The organism is Vibrio lentus, from assembly GCF_030409755.1.
In the GTDB taxonomy this organism is placed as follows: domain Bacteria; phylum Pseudomonadota; class Gammaproteobacteria; order Enterobacterales; family Vibrionaceae; genus Vibrio; species Vibrio lentus.
Genome location: NZ_JAUFQE010000002.1, coordinates 2,441,804 through 2,460,182, shown reverse-complemented (window position 1 = coordinate 2,460,182; position 18,379 = coordinate 2,441,804). Strand labels below are relative to the sequence as shown.

11 protein-coding genes are annotated in these 18,379 nt (G+C 45.0%); 3 read left to right on the top strand and 8 right to left on the bottom strand.

Going from position 1 to position 18,379, the window contains the following annotated elements:
* Positions 1–59: 59 nt before the first annotated feature.
* The 8 genes from QWZ07_RS19315 to hemL all read right to left on the bottom strand — a co-directional run bounded on the left by QWZ07_RS19315 (position 60) and on the right by hemL (position 13,075).
* Complete coding sequence (locus QWZ07_RS19315; RefSeq protein WP_017106919.1) at positions 60–1,043, bottom strand: ABC transporter ATP-binding protein; 984 nt, start codon at positions 1,041–1,043, stop codon at positions 60–62.
* A 2-nt stretch (positions 1,044–1,045) separates the two neighbouring features.
* Entirely contained in the window at positions 1,046–2,071 is a 1,026-nt protein-coding gene (locus QWZ07_RS19310; RefSeq protein ID WP_065102991.1) for an ABC transporter permease, read from the bottom strand.
* Positions 2,072–2,073: 2 nt separating this feature from the next.
* Complete coding sequence (locus QWZ07_RS19305) at positions 2,074–3,060, bottom strand: ABC transporter permease (RefSeq protein ID WP_004734532.1); 987 nt, start codon at positions 3,058–3,060, stop codon at positions 2,074–2,076.
* 169 nt (positions 3,061–3,229) lie between these two features.
* Positions 3,230–4,912 carry an ABC transporter substrate-binding protein gene (locus QWZ07_RS19300; RefSeq protein ID WP_192852287.1) on the bottom strand — a complete coding sequence of 561 codons (1,683 nt, stop codon included), beginning with the start codon at positions 4,910–4,912 and terminating at the stop codon, positions 3,230–3,232.
* A gap of 709 nt (positions 4,913–5,621) precedes the next feature.
* The gene (locus tag QWZ07_RS19295) at positions 5,622–9,011 is read right to left on the bottom strand and encodes a response regulator (protein WP_192852286.1); all 3,390 of its coding nucleotides are present in this window, start codon (positions 9,009–9,011) and stop codon (positions 5,622–5,624) included.
* Positions 9,012–9,227: 216 nt separating this feature from the next.
* Entirely contained in the window at positions 9,228–10,250 is a 1,023-nt protein-coding gene (rsmC, locus tag QWZ07_RS19290; protein WP_192852285.1) for a 16S rRNA (guanine(1207)-N(2))-methyltransferase RsmC, read from the bottom strand.
* 110 nt (positions 10,251–10,360) lie between these two features.
* Positions 10,361–11,446: an AI-2E family transporter gene (locus tag QWZ07_RS19285; RefSeq protein WP_017106924.1), complete on the bottom strand. Its 1,086-nt coding sequence runs from the start codon at positions 11,444–11,446 to the stop codon at positions 10,361–10,363.
* A 321-nt stretch (positions 11,447–11,767) separates the two neighbouring features.
* Positions 11,768–13,075, bottom strand: a complete 1,308-nt coding sequence (gene hemL, locus QWZ07_RS19280) for a glutamate-1-semialdehyde 2,1-aminomutase (RefSeq protein ID WP_017106926.1) — start codon at positions 13,073–13,075, stop codon at positions 11,768–11,770.
* A gap of 296 nt (positions 13,076–13,371) precedes the next feature.
* Here hemL and erpA point away from each other — a divergent pair, with 296 nt between their 5' ends.
* From erpA to QWZ07_RS19265, 3 genes are all read left to right on the top strand, one after another.
* On the top strand, positions 13,372–13,713 hold the full coding sequence (gene erpA / locus QWZ07_RS19275; protein ID WP_004734539.1) for an iron-sulfur cluster insertion protein ErpA: 342 nt from the start codon (positions 13,372–13,374) through the stop codon (positions 13,711–13,713).
* A 340-nt stretch (positions 13,714–14,053) separates the two neighbouring features.
* A complete protein-coding gene (locus tag QWZ07_RS19270; protein ID WP_192852284.1) occupies positions 14,054–15,178 on the top strand; it encodes an efflux RND transporter periplasmic adaptor subunit in 1,125 nt (374 codons plus the stop codon).
* Positions 15,179–15,188: 10 nt separating this feature from the next.
* Entirely contained in the window at positions 15,189–18,302 is a 3,114-nt protein-coding gene (locus QWZ07_RS19265) for an efflux RND transporter permease subunit (protein ID WP_192852283.1), read from the top strand.
* The last annotated feature ends 77 nt before the right edge of the window (positions 18,303–18,379 follow it).

The window sequence follows — 18,379 nt, the reverse complement described above, 5'->3', positions numbered from 1 at the left end:
GCTTGTTTTTAGGCGGCCGAGCCGCCTTGTTCGTTATTCACGCTGAATCAGCGTGCAAGCTATAGCTTCCTTTGTACTATTGGGTCACCGTACAGGTGGCAGTTAGACAAATGTCCCGGTTCGATTGAACGCAGCTTGGTTGGCACCTTGGTACAAGTTTCATGTACACGGTCACAACGAGCTTGGAAACGACACCCTTCAGGGATCTCTAACAGGTTTAAAGGGTTGCCCGGAATACCCGTTAGTTTTGTCTTTGGTCCTGTCAGTGGCGGGAAAGAACTCCCCAGCCCTTTTGTGTAAGGGTGGTAAGGGTTTTCTAGAATATCTTGAGAGTTTGCGACCTCGATAAGCTCACCTGAATACATGATGCCGATACGGTCAGAGAACTCGACCATCAATGACAAGTCATGGGTGATGAACAGGATTGAGAAACCAAACTCTTCTTTCAGTGCATAGATCTTTTGTAGGATTTCACGTTGAACAACCACATCAAGCGCGGTCGTTGGCTCATCCATAATGATCAACTTTGGGTTCAATGCTAAAGCGATAGCAATAACCAAGCGTTGGCGCATGCCGCCAGAGAATTGGTGAGGGTAGTCACTCAATCGGCTTGGGTGAATATCTACGATTTCAAGTAGACCTTCAGCGCGTTGCTTAGCTTGCTCACGAGTCATGTTGGTGTGACGCATGATTACGTCACAGAACTGCTCTTCCATTGGAAGTACAGGGTTGAGTGCGTTCATCGCACTCTGGAATACCATCGACATCTCGCTCCAGCGGAACGACTGCATACGTTCGTCACTGTATTCAAGGATGTTCTCACCATTGAAGATGACTTCACCACCACTGATGTAAGCGGGCGGCTTATGCAGACGCATAAGAGAGAAAGCGACTGTTGATTTACCACAACCAGATTCACCAGCTAGGCCAAATACTTCACCTGGAGCGATGTCGAAACTTACGTTATTACACGCGCGAACATCGCCAGACTCTGTGATGTAATCCACACATAAGTTACGGATAGAAATTAGTGGTTCAGACATGATTATTTATCTCCGCTCCAAAGTGCATTTTGTGGTGGTAGTTCTGGTTCACGTTCTTCTTTGTCTTGAGCTGCTAGTTTCTTCCAACGCTTCATGCCTTTGTGAGAACGCAGTTGCGGGTTAGCAATTTCATCGACAGCGAAGTTAAGTAGAGCAAGACCAGTTACAAGTAGTGTCAATGCGATACAAGGAGCCAACAGTTCCCACCAAGCGCCAATCAGCATTGATGAAGAGGTTTGAACGTTGTACAGCATGATGCCCCAGCTGATTGTGTTCGGGTCACCAAGACCTAGGAACGAAATCGTAGCTTCCATCATGATTGCGTACATCACCGAACCAATGAAGCTCGCGCCAACGATAGAGATAAGGTTTGGCAGAATCTCTACGAAGATGATACGGAATGAAGATTCACCCAGAACTTCAGCGGCTTTTACAAACTCTTTTTCACGCAGTGCTAAGGTTTGGGAACGAACAACACGCGCCCCCCACGCCCAGGACATAAAGCCGATAACCAAGGTTATGGTGAGTGGCCCTGCCTCACCGATAAAGGCTGCAACGACGAACAGTAATGGGTATTGAGGAATAACCAGCATGATGTTCATTGCGGCTGTCAAAATGTCATCGACACGGCCACCAAAGTAGCCTGCAGAAACACCGATAACTGTTGCTAATAAACATACGGTAAGACCCGCACCAAAACCTACAGCCAGAGATACACGTGCGCCGTATACCACTTGTGACCAAACGTCACGGCCCATACGAGTTGTACCTAGTACGTGGTCTGCCTTCTTAGACATGATTAGTGTGCGGCGGTCGTCTGCTAGGTTTTGAGCAACCCAGCTATCCGGGTTCGTTTGTGCAGATTTAACGACAAAGCCAGGGTATTCGTGTGGATTACCGGTACGCTTGTCTGGTACATGTTTGGTGATCAATGGAGCAGCAATAGCACCAAGAATAAAAATACTTAGGATGATGACACCGGTTAGGGCCATCGGGTTACGCCAAATGAGTTTTAGAATATCTTTCATGATTATTTACCACCCTTACGAAGACGAGGGTCAAGAACAACGTAAAGCATGTCTGCAACTAGGTTAAAGAACAGCATGAATAGCGTCATGATAAGCAGTTGGCCTTGTAATACTTGGTAGTCACGAGCGTTAATTGCGTTGAAAAGTACGCTACCAAGACCTGGGTAGTTAAAGATGATTTCGATAATTAACTGACCACCGATTGCCATACCTAAAGACATTGAAAGGGCTGTCACACTTGGTAGCATCGCGTTACGAGCTGCGTAATTGAATACCACTCGGTTTTCGCTAAGGCCTTTGCCTTTCGCCATTGTGATGTAGTCTTCTGCGAGTAGGTTGATCATGTTGTTACGCATGTTGACTAGGAAGCCACCAATTTGAACAACCGAAGCACATACCAAAGGTAAGAAAGCGTGGTAAGCAACATCTTTGATGAATGCCCAACTTGTCCAGTCAGGTATCGTACCTGCGGTATAGGCGTAGCCGGTTGGGAACCACTTCAAACCAATCGCGAAGGTAAATAGCGCAAGCATGGCAATAACAACTTGAGGTACGGCTTGTAGAATAAGCATCCCTGGAGTTACAAAGGCATCGTATTTGCTGCCACGTTTCCACGCTGCAAAAATACCTAGGATTGAACCAATAGAGAAAGACAGAATAACTGCGGTGCCAGCTAAGAAAAGCGACCAACCGAATGCGCCACCTAACAGTGTGTTTACTGAAAGTGGGTAAAACTGGATTGATGTACCAAGCTCCCAGCTTAGAATGTTCTTCATGTATGCGCCGTATTGAACCAGTAAGCCGCCATCAACGAAGCCTAATAGTTCTTTCATTGCAGCAATACGCTCAGGAGTAACTTGTACAGAAGCGTTCGCAAACATCATGGTAACCGGGTCACCAGGCATTGCTCTTGGAATAATAAAGTTTAACGTCGCTGCAACTAATAGCGCGACAAAATAAAATGACAAACGTCTTAAAAAATAACCCATAACTCACACCTTACTCACCCAGATTGTTTCCCTGTTTCTGGATTCAGGTCGCTCCTAGCGAAATTTGGAACGAAAAATCCCCTGACGACTAGCGCCATACTTTCAATAGATAGTGTGGGGATTTTTATAAGCGGCGTAAGAAGTTACGCCGCAAAGATTGAACGATTACTTATTTAACTGGTTTTAGGTCCAGTACATGAAGTAGACGCTCTGGAATACCAGCCCAAATGTTTGGACGGCCTTTTGGATTTTCTTCGTTCCACCAACCAGTAAAGCGAGTTGTGTTGTATTGGTACATGTAAGCACCAGACATCACAGGGATCGTTACTTGGTCTGCAGCGATGATTTGTTGAATACCGTGTGCGATATCTAGCTGTTCGTTCTTGTCAGCTGTTTTGTAGAAGCTGTTTAGAAGACCATCTAGCTTGTCGTTTTGGTAGAAGTGCATCGCGAAACGAGGCATACCATCACCAGATTGAAGTGATGAGTTGTAAGCACTGTTCCAGTACGTGTATGGATCCGCACCGTGGAAGTAGTTTGTGTAAGCTACGTCGTATGTACCTTCAAGCATTGCTTGGTTGTACACAGAGAAGTCAGGCGTACGAGCTTTCGCTTTAATGCCGATTTCGTTTAGCTGTTCTACCGCTAGTTGAACTGTGTTGTTGAAGTCAGTCCAGCCATTTGGCGATTGGATCATTAGTTCGAAAGACTTACCAGATGGAGTATCAACAAAACCATCTTTGTTTACATCTTTGAAGCCAGCGTCAGCAAGAAGCTTCTTCGCACCTTCAGCATTGTAAGTGTTGAAGCCTTTGTACTTGTCGTGAGTTTTTTCATCAGACCAAGCTTCAAATGCGTAGCCAAGACCCGATGCGAAATCGTTCACAGTACCGCCACCGTAGAATGCGATGTCGATGATAGTTTGACGGTCAAGAGCCATAGAGAAAGCACGACGGAATTCAACGTTGCTCAATGCTTCATGCTTTGCAGCATCAGGGTGCTTGAAGTTAACGATGAATGCTTGTGTACCTGCTGGCGGGTACCAGTAGTGGTGTTTAGGGCTAGCTGCAGCGTATGTACGATCGATATCTGGAACGAAAGAAGACGTCCAGTCCATTTCACTGTTTACAACTTTACCTAGGAACTGGTCGTTGTTCGCAATTTGTGGAACACGTAGACAGTCAACATCTAGGTTGTCTGCATCCCAGTAGTTCGGGTTAGCACACTGGATGTATAGCTGAGCTGTAAACGTATCGATTTCTGTAAACGGACCAGAACCTACTGGGTTCTCATTGGTAAACGTTGATGGATCTTTAACGTCTTTCCAGATGTGCTTAGGTACTACTGGTACTTTAGCAATCTCGTAAGGTACGTTCGAGTTAGCTTCTGTTAGGTTGAACTTAACTTGGTAGTCGTTCAGTTTTTCTACAGAAGTTACCCAAGAGTTGATACCAGATTGGTCAAGCTCTGGCTTCTCTTTTACAAGGTTGAAAGAAAAAACAACATCATCAGCAGAGAAAGCTTCTCCGTCAGACCATTTAACACCCTTACGAATGTCGAAAACTACGCTCATCAGGTCATCTGACATTGTGAAGTTTTCAGCTAGACGGAACACTGGAGTGTTACCGTGCATTTCGTTAAATACTACTAGCGGCTCATAAAGGAAGTCGGTTGTAGTATGTAGGTTAGTAGCACCAAGGTACGGGTTAAAGTTACGTACGAAGGTAGTGTACTCTTTCGGGTGAATAGTCAACTCACTGCGTTCTGCAGCGGTTGCTACTGATGCAAAACCTGTTGTAGCAGTTGCAATAATTGCTGTTGCTATTGCTGTTTTTTTTATATTGGCAAGCATAGCTGTTCCTTACTATTTGCTTTCATTTCACTAATGGATTGAATGTTATCTGTCGCTAATTATTTAGTAGATACACACTCTAGTTAAAGGCCTACCTCTTCTTCGTTGCTCCAGATTTGTTGCTTCTTCTGAGAAGTGGTAAGAGTGGCCTGTAGGCCTTTGGCAGGAGTAAGAAAACACCTTATCGATGAATTAATCAAACTCGTTTCCCGTCAAAAACGTTAAAAACACATAACCACACGTCATTAACGTCAAAAATGGTCAGTTTGGTGGTTTTTTGCGCGCAATTGTTAAGGTGATGTGACTCGCATTTGATTTTGCAAGGACGCTTTTTTGTTAGTGTTTACTTACATTTCGGGCTTTTTATTATAGGGCCTTAACGTGTATTGGTGTAATTGTAGATCTCGGTCACTTGCCAGTTTTACGTTAAATTTCCCTAGAAAATTAAATCTGCCGTTCTGTTGTGACTCGCTTCTCAAACTGCAACAAAGAGTCAGAGGAATGTGAAACTCAGCCAAGAATAAGCTTTCAAATAGCGATTGAACTGATGATTGTTTAAGCTTGAGTAACGTGTCATTTTACTTGTTTAACACAGTGAAATAAGTGTGTTTGAATAGACATTATTGCGCTTTGTTCGTGAATGATATTCACAAAAAAGCCCACGCTAGGTGGGCTCCATTATTTACAGTATCGTGATCTTACTTCAGGGTTAGCTGGTCAGTAGTTTCTGTAGTTTATCCCTTAGCATCTCAATATGAGTTCTTTCTGGTGTTTGTTCTTTACAGTGCTCAAGTATGAATTCGATAGAGCTCAATACCGTTCGCCAGCGAGGCGTTTTAGGTAAGGTTTCAAAGCGTAGGTATTTATCTAAGGTGCGAGTTTGCAGCGTACTTCGGTCTAAATAAACACGCCACAAGCCACTCTTCTCTGCGAAAGCAAACTTTGTTTCACCAGTGACTGACTCCCAATAAATGATCGCATTGGTCATCGCCTCAACTAATACTTCGCGCATTAGCTCTTGTTTGTTTTTACCTTCACCGGTTGCCTTATCAGCAAGGCGAGTGAATTCTCCACCGAGTTCTTTCAGTTGTTGCAGTTTATCTTTATCACCTTCAAAGGCGTAGCTTGAAAGCGCCTCAACCGCCGTTTCAAGGTTATTGATACGGTTTGAGTTAACGCCACCACCGACATTGAAGATATACATGGTATCGAGCCCTGAGCCTTCAGGTAGTTTAAGAATGTCACTTGGTATGCGCTGACGTGTGTCATCAATATAGATATCGATGTCACCACAGTAGTGTGCTTGCTCCACCTTGAGGTATTTAGGTGCAATGATTTCATCGGCCATTGAGCGCTTAAGTTGCTCTTGCCCGCGCCTAAACAGCTTGGCAGCCGCTTCGTTGGCAAAGCGAATACGTTGGTCTTCCCGAATACAGATGATGGCTTCTGGTGCTGACTCTAATTGTTCTAGCAAGCGTCTTTGAGTTTCTAGTAAGTTCGCTTCAACCATAGCTCGGTGTTTGAGCTCCAGTTGCAGCTGGTCATTCTCAAGGCGCCTCTGTTCAGCCTTACTTGCCGATAAATGCGCTGTGATTCGAGCCGCCAGTTCCTGTTTGTTAAACGGCTTGGACAAGTAATCGTTGGCACCTGCTTCAAAGCCACGAACACGGTCTTCTGCTTGATTAAGAGCTGTGAGCATGATGATTGGCAATTGTGCATGATCGTATTGCTTACGCAGTGCTTCACAAACCTGATAGCCGCTCATGCCTGGCATCATGATGTCGAGCAGAAGTAATTCTGGTTTCTCTTTCTCAATCAACTCGATGGTTTCTGGGCCGTCACATGCAGTGCGAACTCGATAACCTTCCAATTTCAAGAAGCTGTCTAGCACGCGTAGGTTTACCGGCTCATCATCAGCAATGACTAACAGCGGGCCATTCGGGTCTTCACTGATAGCGCTATTTTCTTGCTGAGTGTTATCAATCAAATCAGGCGCTTGGAAGTGTGAGTAGCTCCCTGATTCATTGTAACTATCCAATTCTTCTTGGGTAGCTAAAGGTAATGTGAAGCTGAAGGTCGTCCCAAGCATAGGTTGGCTACTTACGTACAGCGAGCCACCCATTAGCTCAATCAGCTGGCGGCTAATGGACAACCCAAGTCCTGCACCTTGGCGATAGTTACTTGAGTCTTGTCCTGCTTGAATCAGTGGTTCAAAGATATGTTCTAGGTACTCTGCTGGGATACCTTGGCCGGTATCGACAACTTGAACTCGAATGTTGTCGTCGATAACACTCGCTGAGATAACAATTTTACCTTCGGATGTGTACTTAATAGCATTGCCGACCAAGTTATACATCACTTGTTCCAGTCGTTGAGGATCAGATGAGACTAACCCTAAATCACTTGGCACTTGGTTGATAATGCGGATCGGTTTGTTGCCTAGCAGGTGATGAGATAACTCAAGCACTAAGCTGGTGGCCGCAGACAAATCCACGGCTGATTTCTTAATATCTAAGCTGCCATAGCGCATCTTGTGGTAATCGAGCAGGTCATCAACCAAGGTTGCTAATCTCTGACCACTATTGATGATGATATCCAACTGGTACTTCTGGTTGGCAGGAATAGGGCCGTTTGCTCCAGATATCAGCGCCTCAGCAATACCAACCATGCCATGCAGTGGGGTTCTGAGTTCATGCGAAGTCGTCGCCAAGAATTCATCTTTCAGTTTATTGGCAAGCTGTAACTCTTCATTTTGTTTTTGAATCGTTTTGAGGTTGTCCTCTAACTCATCATTTTGACTTTTAATCAGCAGCATTTTTTCACGAATAGAACGCTGCATCCTTTCAAAGCTGACCGCTAGGCGACCTATTTCATCTTTACGCTCGGTATTGATCATCGTTTCGTCAAGATCGCCTGCGGAGACCTTCTCGGCGGCCCAAGTGAGCTTTAACAATGGCGAGGTGATGAAGTTCGATAAGTAGTGCGATGCAACGACTACGAGAATGATCGCTGTCAGCATCACAATCACGAAGATCTTTTCTAATTGATGAATGCGAGCAAACGCCTCTTTTTCTGGAAGCTCAACGACGAGAGCCCAAGTTGCGTACTTCAATTCAATAGGGGTGTAAGCGGCGATGATCGCTTGATCGAGAGTGTTGTCAAACGTGCCTACTGCTGTTTCACCAGCCAGAGCTTTGTCGACAACATCTAAGCTCAGGTTAATCGATTCTTGAGAGTGAGCTAGGCTGCGAGGTAAGTGGTCACTACCAACAAGAAGTGTTTGAATATTAGAGCTCTTGTTTAGATCCGCAATAAGCTTGGTAATGCCGTTGATAGGCAGTCGAAACATGGCATAGCTGTGCAGATAGCCTTGTTGAACAATTGGCGCACCTAACCATGCAGTCTGTTTACCGTTCTCGTCTTTAAAGTCTGAAACGATAACTGGCGTATAGTCTTCATTAGATTTACGTTTTTCTCTTACGTCTTTTGCTAGTCGTTGAAAGGTAAGGCCTAGATTTGAATCTTTGTATTTACCTGTGACTAAGTTGGTACCGTAATCATCACGTTTAAATACGGAATAAGCGACGTTGCCATTAATGTCGACCAGTAAAATGTCATCGAAATCTGAACGCTTAAGCAGTTCTTGGTATGAGTTATGGTAGCGCTTATGCAGCAAGCGATAGCGTTCACTTCCAATGAAACTACTCGATTCAGGTAGGATAGATGTTTTGATTTGATCGCCTGATCCTTGAATGTAGCGCTGTTGAGCATTGCTGCGCGCTTCATCAATATCTAAGCCGAGTCGTTGAAAGGCATTGATTAAACCGTAGAAACGTCCACCACTGGCATTGGCTAGCTCAGAGCGAACGAAGCCCATCACTTGTGATTCTTGCGCCTGTAGGTAATCGACGATTTGCTGCTGCTTAGTATCACGGACCGAAACAAGGTGCGAAGTACTTTGTTCCTGAAGATCCTGACTGTGCGATTGGAGGAAAAAGATCGCGATAAGTGTCACTGGGGTAATACTGAGGACGAGAAACGCCAACATTAGGGTATTTTGAAGGCGCTTAAACTTCTGCTTTCGATAGAATCTAAACATAAATTGGGTACTACTTTCCTTTGATGTACTGCTAAAAGGGGCGAAAACAAGTACAGAGAATAGAATTAATGGGTTCCAATTTAACGAAATTAACGAGTTTTTTTACTTTGACAAGTAAGTGGTATTTAAAGCGTGTGCAAAAGCTCATTTTTATAGAGTTTTGATAGAAATATGAACAGACAGCGCAGAATATGACCCTGCGCTGTGTTAGATGGGCTACTTGTTTGCGTGGTATATCGCGAATTTGGTGGTCTTATTTAGAGTCGCGCATTTTCCAAACGCTTGTTCAATAATAGGTACGTATTTTAAGAAGCTGTTTGCAACAATAATCATCTCACCAGAGCGCTTGAGGTGCTTTGGTGCGTGCGCTAGCAGAGTTTCCGTTGCGCTGTAGCTTGTGTCTAATCCTGAGTGGAAAGGCGGGTTACTGATAATGAACTGATAGTCTTTAGACGTATCAGAATAAACATCAGAAGCGAAAACTTTGCCCGTAAGACCATTGGCTTTGAGGGTTGCTTGGCTTGATGCGACTGCGAACGCGCTGATATCACACATTTCTAGCTCGATATCAGGGTTACGAGATGCCATAACCGCACCTAACACGCCTGCACCACAACCAAAATCCAGTACTTTGCCTTTTAGTTTTGGCAGAGTATCCAGCAGAAGTTGACTACCGACATCGAATGCACCGTGGCTAAATACGCCAGGAAGGCTTTTAACGGTAAGTGATTGCTCGTCAATACTAACTGTGTAGGTTTTAAACCAATCTTGTAGGTTGAAAGCTTGCGGTTGCTCGAAGCACTGACCCCAGTAGAAAGAACAACGGCGCGCTGAATCGTATTTTACGACCTTGCCATAAGGGGCAAACATCTTCTCAATGCTTTTCACGCCTGAGCGGTTTTCACCAACGACAACGATTTCAGTATCTTTACCTAATTTTGCAAACAACATCGCGAGTAAGAACTCAGCTTCCGCTTTTGCTTTTGGCCAATACAGCATCACCAAGTCAGCTTTGGTCTCTTCGGTAAACTCAGCACCATAAAAACGTTGAATAGAGCTGCAGTTATCCAGTTGGCGGTAATAGCTGTAATTAGAGGTAAATACGGTGACAGATTCACAATGTTTGGCTAACTCAACAGGGAATAAGTCTTCTGCCTCACCAGCAACTAAAACATGTTTGCCTTCAAAGTAGGCGAGTTGACGCTGAGCAATCTGGCTTGGGGCAATGTAGGCGGACATAGGACACTCTATTGAATCGTTAGCAAAAAATGAGGGCGGATTTTCGCATAATCCGCCCAAAGCTTGAAGTGTTTAATACTCGTTCGCCAACCAAGTTGACGTTGATTAGGTTAACTCTTGTCTTGCTGGTTCAAAAAGTCTTTAAACTCTTCATCGTAAATATTGAAAAGGACGATCGTAATAGCAAAGATCAGTGGACCATAGATCAGGCCGATTAAGCCAAACAGTTGAATACCACCCAGTAATGAGAAGAAGATCATAAGGGTGTTCATGCCAGCGCTGCCCTGCATTAATAGCGGGCGCAGTAGGTTATCAATCGAGCCCACAATCGCAATGCAGTATACCGTTAGGAAAATAGCCCAAGTGGTATCGCCTGTTAGGAATAAGTACGTGGCTGCTGGAATCCAGATAAGCGCAGTACCAACCACGGGAATAAAGGATGCGAAGCCCATCATAGTGCCCCAGAATAGACCAGGGAAGCCCGCAATCCACATACCTAAGCCACCCGCAAAACCTTGCGCTATTGCGGTTAAAAATGAACCCATTACGGCTGATTTAGAAACCTGCTCAATCTCGGTTAGCAGTTTGTCTTCTTGGCTGCGAGATAAAGGCAAAATATGACGAACAACGCTGATTATTTTGTCGTGATCTCTCAATAAGAAGAACAAGACAAACAGCATTAAGAAAAAGTCCATTAAGAAGTTGGTCGCATCACCAAGGATCTTCGCGCTAATACCCACAAGTTTTGAGCCAAAGCTGGTGGCAAATTCTGCGACTTTCTGGGCTATTGCTTTTGGTTCGATATTGTCAAAAGGTAGATAATTGTTCACGAACGATAAAGCTTTCACGACTAAAGGATGCTCAAACAAGGTTTGAATGCCGCCGTGTGTTACCCATTGATAAGTGTTTTGCGAGAATAACGAGCCTTGCTGCACGATGGCTGCAAATACTGCCAGTAAAGGGATGACGATAATGAAAGTGAGGATGACACAAGAAAGTAGAGAGACTACGTTCTCTTTATTCGGTATCTTCTTTTCAAGCCATTCGTGAATTGGAAACATCAGTAATGAGATGATGAATGCCATTACTATGGAATTTACATAAGGCTCGATAAGTAAGAAACAAGCATAAGCCGCCGCGAGTAGGGCAATGATAATTACCCAGTGGCTTGTATTGATTTTGAGTTTTTCTGACACAGTAATGGTCTCTATATTGGCGTTCTGAGTTTATAATGGCTGCAAAACAGAGAGTTAGCAATGAGGAGTTTGCATTATGGGATGTTGTGGTAAAGATAAGAAATGCCAAGATGAAGAACAGCAAACAAAAAAAGAGATCCCTTGGTTTCGAATGTTTCTAGGCACCATTATGTTGCTGGTTTTTCTTTTTTGGGAACGTTAACGACTTTTTTAGTAAAGGGCTAGCTTGTGTCGTTGAGGTATTTACCTTAAATGCACTGAACCAAATACTAAAAAGGGCTGCAGTAATGCAGCCCTAAATTCAAACGCTTAGCTAAATTGTTAGCTGTTTGATTCGTTGCTTTCTGCAGCAATAATAGCGAAACAGCGATCGGCTGCTTCTAATGTTGCATCGATCTCTTTTGAACCGTGAGCAAGAGACGTAAAGCTTGCTTCGAATGCTGATGGTGCAAGGTAAACACCGTGTTTTAGCATCAGGTGGAAGAAGCGCTTGAAGCGTTCTACATCACACTTGGTTACATCTTCGTAGCACGTTACTGTTTCTTGATCCGTAAAGAAGAAACCGAACATACCACCAACTTGGTGCACGAGCATTGGGATGCCGTGTTTATCCGCTAGATGTTTGAAACCGCTTGCTAACTGTTTAGTTTTCGCAGCAAGACGCTTCTCGTTGCCTTCTTCTCTTAATAGCTTCAGACATGCGTAGCCAGCTGCCATTGCAACAGGGTTACCAGAAAGCGTACCTGCTTGGTAAACCGGACCTGTTGGTGCGATGTATTGCATCACATCTCTACGACCACCAAAAGCACCCACTGGCATACCGCCACCGATCACTTTACCAAGACACGTTAGGTCTGGTTTGATGTTGTAGTAAGCTTGAGCACAACCTTCTGCAACGCGGAAACCTGTCATTACTTCATCAAAGATCAGCAACGCGCCTTCTTGGTCACAGATTTCACGAAGACCTTCGTGGAAGCCTTCTACTGGCGGGATGCAGTTCATGTTGCCCGCTACTGGCTCAACGATGATACATGCGATTTCGCCTTTATTTGCCGCGAAGATTTCACGTACAGAATCTAGGTTATTGAACGTTGCCGTTAGTGTCAGCTTAGCAAAATCAGCAGGAACACCTGGAGAGCTTGGTTGACCTAAAGTCAGTGCGCCAGAGCCTGCTTTTACAAGTAGGCTGTCTGCGTGACCGTGGTAACAGCCTTCAAACTTAAGGATCTTGTCACGACCAGTGAAGCCACGAGCGAGACGAATCGCACTCATTGTTGCTTCTGTACCTGAGCTAACCATACGCAGCTGTTCCATTGATGGAACCATTTCAGATACTAGCTCAGCCATTTTGATTTCGGTTTCAGTTGGAGCACCGAAACTTAGACCACGTTGCGCTGCATCAATAACAGCCTCACGGATAACCGCGTGGTTGTGACCTAGGATCATTGGACCCCAAGAGCCAACGTAATCGATATATGCTTTACCATCAGCATCAAAAAGAAGTGGGCCGTCAGCTCGCTCAACGAAGATTGGAGAACCACCTACACCGTTAAAAGCGCGCACTGGAGAGTTAACACCACCTGGAATAGTTTGCTGTGCCTTTTGATACAGTTCTGCTGATTTGGTCATTGATATATCCTCTTTTGACTGTCGGACCAATTGGCTCGCATTGTACCTATCCCGAATCCAACTAGGAATGCTTTCGCCGATATAATCCCCCGAATCTGGTTGTTTTGTGTGGTTACACGTTTTAATTGTCAGATTCTGGCGAGTTTACAACAGTAAAAGGACCGATCCTGTGGTGAATACTTGAACGTTTCAGTCAGGTATTAGATAATCACCAGAATATAAGAAAATACTCAACAACTATGGTCTCGAATTAGATTTGTATCATGTTGTTTTTGACACAGGTAAGAGAGGTTGTCGTGAGCGAAGTAAATATCCCATTGTCTTTTTCTGATGCAGCAGCTACCCGCGTACAAACGCTAATTGCTGAAGAAGAAAATCCAGAACTAAAACTGCGTGTATACATTACAGGTGGTGGTTGTAGTGGTTTCCAATACGGCTTCACATTTGATGAAAAAGTAAATGATGGCGACACTACCATTGTAAACAGCGGTGTAACGCTGGTTGTTGACCCAATGAGCCTACAGTACTTAATGGGCGGCATGGTTGATTACACTGAAGGCCTAGAAGGCGCACGCTTCTTTGTTAATAACCCGAACGCGACAACAACATGTGGCTGTGGTGCTTCATTCAGCGTATAGCTGAACTGAAAAAGCTGAAGTTACATTAGAAATACTGCAAACGCCGAACCTATGTTCGGCGTTTTTGTGTTTATAGACTCCTAAAAAACCGCAGTAAGTTAAGCCTGACGGTCGACCGCTTGGCTTTTTCATCGAAATCAGTACTTACCTCGATATTTAACCTATTATTTTTCAACGCATTCCCTTCATTTTTAGTACACGGCATATTTTTTAAACTGTCGATAACGTCCAACTTCGTTTGGTTTTGGTCTGTTAAGGTTACTCCGTGCATATGGAAGTTGCACATGACAGTGTTAAGCCATTTAGCGCGTCTTAATTACATCGGACAAAAGGATTTGTTATGCCCACTCTATTTCCTAACTCACCACTTTTTCAGAAATTGAAGCAGCCGTGGCTGGTTTCGTTGATTTTAGTTGTGCTGTTGTTTATTTGGCTTGGCTTAGGAGTGGGACAGGCGGAAGAAGCGCCAGAGAAAAAAGCGACAGAGATTCCGTTGGCTAAGGTTTCCTTTCAAACATTCACTTCATCACCGACCTTTAAAACGATTGATCTCTATGGAAGAACGGCGCCCGACAGGCATGCTCGATTAGGAGCGGAAGTTGCGGGTAAGGTCGTCCGACTGAATGTTGTTAAGGGCGATACAGTTAAAGCAGGACAAGCCATTGCTCAGATTGATAAAGGCGACTTAGAGATTCAGCTGGAGCGAGCATCTGCGTTATATCGTTTGAAGCAAAAAGAATTTAAAGCAGCACAGTCTTTGAAGAAAAGAGGGTTGCAAGGCGAGATAGCCTATACCACCGCAGAGGCTTCACTAACGGAAGCAAAGGCTATGAAGCGCAATGCGGAATTGGCTTTAAAGAATACTGTGATTACTTCGCCTTTTTCGGGAGTGGTTCAAGATTTGATGGTGGAGCTCGGTGATTTCGTTGGTGTTGGTGATCCTGTTGCTGGCGTGATTGACCTCGATCCTTTGGTTATTGAGGCCGATGTCAGTGAGCGTCATATCCAGCATTTGCTCGTCAATCAATCTGCTTTGGTTCGCTTGTTAGGGCGAGAAGAAGCAGAGGGTCGTCTGCGTTATGTTTCTCGAATATCTTCTGCCTCAACCAATACCTTTCCAATAGAGATTGAAATCGATAATTCCGATGGCCTGTTACCTGCCGGTGTCAGTGCCGAAGTCACCCTTAATCTAGAAACAAGAGACGCTATCAAAGTGACACCTGCTATGTTGGCACTAGATGAGGCGGGTAATCTTGGGGTCAAAACTTTGGTTTCAATTGATGACTCACCAATCGTGAAATTCGTCGGCATTCAACTGGTGAAAGCTGAGCAAGATGGCGTGTGGCTCACGGGGTTAGGTCAGCGTGTCGATATCATCACGGTAGGGCAAGGTTTTGTTCGTGATGGTGATTCGGTGATTGCTGTTGAGCAAGGTGCTGAATTCTCTAACGTAACTGCAGAGTAGGAGATAACCGATGTATTCAATTATTGATGCAGCCTTGTCTCGCGCTCGAACAATGCTCTCCCTTTTGGCGCTCATCTTAGTCGCAGGTGTGATTACCTATATCACGATACCCAAAGAATCGAGCCCAGATATCACCATTCCAATTATCTACGTTTCAGTCGGGCACCAAGGGATCTCGCCAACTGATGCGGAGCGTTTATTGGTACGACCTATCGAGCAAGAGCTTAGGTCGATTGAAGGCGTAAAAGAGATGACGGCAACCGCAGCAGAAGGTCACGCCTCGGTAGTGTTGGAGTTTAACGTTGGCGTCGACCTAACTAAAGCGATGGCGGATGTGCGTGATGCGGTTGACCTTGCCAAACCAAAGCTACCAGAAGACAGTGACGAGCCGACTGTGAATGAGGTGACACTCGCGTCTGAGCAGCCAGTGTTGTCAGTGGTTCTGTTTGGTACCGTTCCTGAGCGTACGATAGTGCAAATTGCTCGAGAGCTTGGGGATAAGCTCGAAAGCTATCGCCAAATTCTAGAGGTCGATATTGCAGGCGATCGCGATGACATTGTTGAAATCATTGTTGATCCGCTGTTGATGGAGAGCTACAGCCTAGATCAAGCGGATATCTATAACTTGATCGCTTTAAATAACCGAGTGGTTGCGGCAGGTTTTGTAGATACGGGTTATGGGCGTTTCTCTGTCAAAGTCCCTTCGGTGTTTAACTCTCTAAAAGACGTGCTTGAGCTACCAATTAAAGTCGATGGTAAGCAGGTCGTGACCTTTGGTGATGTGGCCACGGTTCGTCGAGCGTTTCGAGATCCAGAGAGTTTTGCTCGTTTAGATGGTAAATCAGCGGTTGTCTTGGATATCAAGAAGCGAGCGGGTGAAAACATCATTGAAACCGTTGAGCTAGTCAAAGCCGTCATGGCAGGCGCTCAGCAGCAAGCCGAGTGGCCAAATAACCTGCTGGTCAAATACACTTGGGATGAATCTAAAGATGTGAAGATCATGCTCAACGATCTTCAAAACAATATCTTGTCCGCCATCATTTTAGTGGTGATCGTGATCATCGCTATTCTTGGTGTGCGAACCGCATTATTGGTCGGAATTTCAATTCCTGGATCATTCCTCACGGGGTTACTAGTTCTATCGGTATTTGGTTTAACCGTAAACATAGTGGTGCTTTTTTCGCTGATTATGGCGGTGGGGATGTTGGTCGATGGTGCGATTGTGATCACCGAGTTTGCTGACCGGAGAATGCAAGAAGGGGAAGGGCGTAAAGCAGCCTATCGAGATGCAGCCAAACGAATGGCATGGCCGATAACGGCATCCACGGCTACAACCTTGGCGGCATTTGCTCCGTTACTGTTTTGGCCAGATGTGACGGGCGAATTCATGAAGTTCTTGCCATTAACATTGATTGCAACCTTAACCGCTTCATTGATTATGGCGTTGTTGTTTGTGCCTGTACTAGGTGGTTTGATTGGTAAACCTCAATACGTATCGCCCAAAAGCCAAGCGCGAATGGTGGCACTGCACAACGGTGATTTCTCACAGGCGACTGGCTTAACCAAGGCTTACTACCACACGCTTTCGATTGCGATTAAACACCCATTTAAGATTCTCTCCAGTGCAATATTACTTGCGGTGGCGGTTGGTTTTACGTATTCAAAAGCGGGTCTAGGTGCAGAGTTCTTCCCTGAAGTTGATCCGCCATTCTTTAACGTCAAAGTTCGTTCCCATGGTGATCTATCTATCCAAGAGAAAGATGTCATCATGCGCGATATTGAACAGATGATGCTAAATCATGATGAGTTCGATACTGTTTACACGCGAACGGGTGGGGACGACCAGATTGGTTTGATATCGATCACGCCTGTGGATTGGCAATATCGTCGCAGTGTTAAAGCGATCATTGATGAGTTAAAGACACAAACTGATCAATACGCTGGGGTCGAGATTGAATACAAGTTTCCTGATGCAGGGCCACCGGTTGAAAATGACTTAGTGATTGAGCTCTCAGCCAAAACACCTGAGCAGCTCAATCAGGCGGCTAAGATTGTAAGAAGTTGGGCGGATGGTAATCAAGCACTGACTAATATCAGTGATACTGCAAGCAAAGACGGTATTGATTGGAAGGTGGATATTCGCCGCGACGATGCCGCGCGTTTTGCCGCAGACGCGACCTTGGTCGGCAATACCGTTCAATTTGTAACTAACGGACTAAAGATTGGTGATTACCTGCCTGATGACTCATCAGAAGAAGTCGATATCTTGGTACGCTACCCAAGCGATAAAAGAGATATCGGGCGCTTTGACCAACTAAGAGTCAAAACACCGGCTGGCTTGGTGCCGATCACCAACTTTGCTCAGATTGTTCCCGACCATAAGCAAGACACGATCAAACGCCTCGATGGTAAGCGAGTCGTGAACATCATGGCGGATATGGAAGAGGGCTATAACCTTGCTCTCGAACTGCCAAAGATTGAGCAAGCGTTAAGTGAATTGGGGCTACCGAGTAGTGTCGAGTTTCGTATCCGTGGTCAGAATGAAGAACAAGAAAACTCTTCAGCCTTCTTACAAAGTGCATTCATGGTTGCTCTTGCGGTAATGGCGTTGATTCTGATTACTCAGTTCAATAGCTTCTATCAAGCGTTCTTGATTCTTAGTGCGGTGTTGTTTTCAACGGTTGGTGTGTTTGTCGGTTTACTTATCTTCCAACGTCCGTTTGGCATTGTGATGTCAGGTATTGGGGTGATTGCATTGGCTGGGATTGTGGTGAACAACAATATCGTGCTGATCGATACTTATAATCAGTTGGTTAAACGAGGCTTGGATAAGCGAGATGCGATTCTAAGAACCGGTGTTCAGCGTTTAAGGCCAGTGATGCTTACTACGGTTACTACCATATTAGGCTTGATGCCGATGGTATTAGAGATGAACATCGACCTGATTAACCAAAAAATAGAGTTTGGCGCGCCGAGTACCCAATGGTGGTCGCAACTCGCTACGGCGATTGCTGGAGGTTTGGCATTTGCGACAGTACTAACCTTGGTGCTGACGCCTTGTTTGCTGATGCTAGGGCGAGATAAGAAACCCGATATGATCCAAAGCAACGACGATGAACGATAAGTACTAGTTCGACTGAAATAAAAAGAGCGCCTTGATGGGCGCTCTTTTTTGTTGGCTGTTAGGGTTCTAGCCTAATT

Bases quoted from the DNA above. Each gene is read 5' to 3' on its own strand.
- hemL (WP_017106926.1), bottom strand. From the start codon at position 13,075: ATGACCAAATCAGCAGAACTGTATCAAAAGGCACAGCAAACTATTCCA.
- QWZ07_RS19295 (WP_192852286.1), bottom strand. From the start codon at position 9,011: ATGTTTAGATTCTATCGAAAGCAGAAGTTTAAGCGCCTTCAAAATACC.
- QWZ07_RS19300 (WP_192852287.1), bottom strand. From the start codon at position 4,912: ATGCTTGCCAATATAAAAAAAACAGCAATAGCAACAGCAATTATTGCA.
- QWZ07_RS19265 (WP_192852283.1), top strand. From the start codon at position 15,189: ATGTATTCAATTATTGATGCAGCCTTGTCTCGCGCTCGAACAATGCTC.
- QWZ07_RS19270 (WP_192852284.1), top strand. From the start codon at position 14,054: ATGCCCACTCTATTTCCTAACTCACCACTTTTTCAGAAATTGAAGCAG.
- QWZ07_RS19305 (WP_004734532.1), bottom strand. From the start codon at position 3,060: ATGGGTTATTTTTTAAGACGTTTGTCATTTTATTTTGTCGCGCTATTA.
- rsmC (WP_192852285.1), bottom strand. From the start codon at position 10,250: ATGTCCGCCTACATTGCCCCAAGCCAGATTGCTCAGCGTCAACTCGCC.
- QWZ07_RS19315 (WP_017106919.1), bottom strand. From the start codon at position 1,043: ATGTCTGAACCACTAATTTCTATCCGTAACTTATGTGTGGATTACATC.
- QWZ07_RS19310 (WP_065102991.1), bottom strand. From the start codon at position 2,071: ATGAAAGATATTCTAAAACTCATTTGGCGTAACCCGATGGCCCTAACC.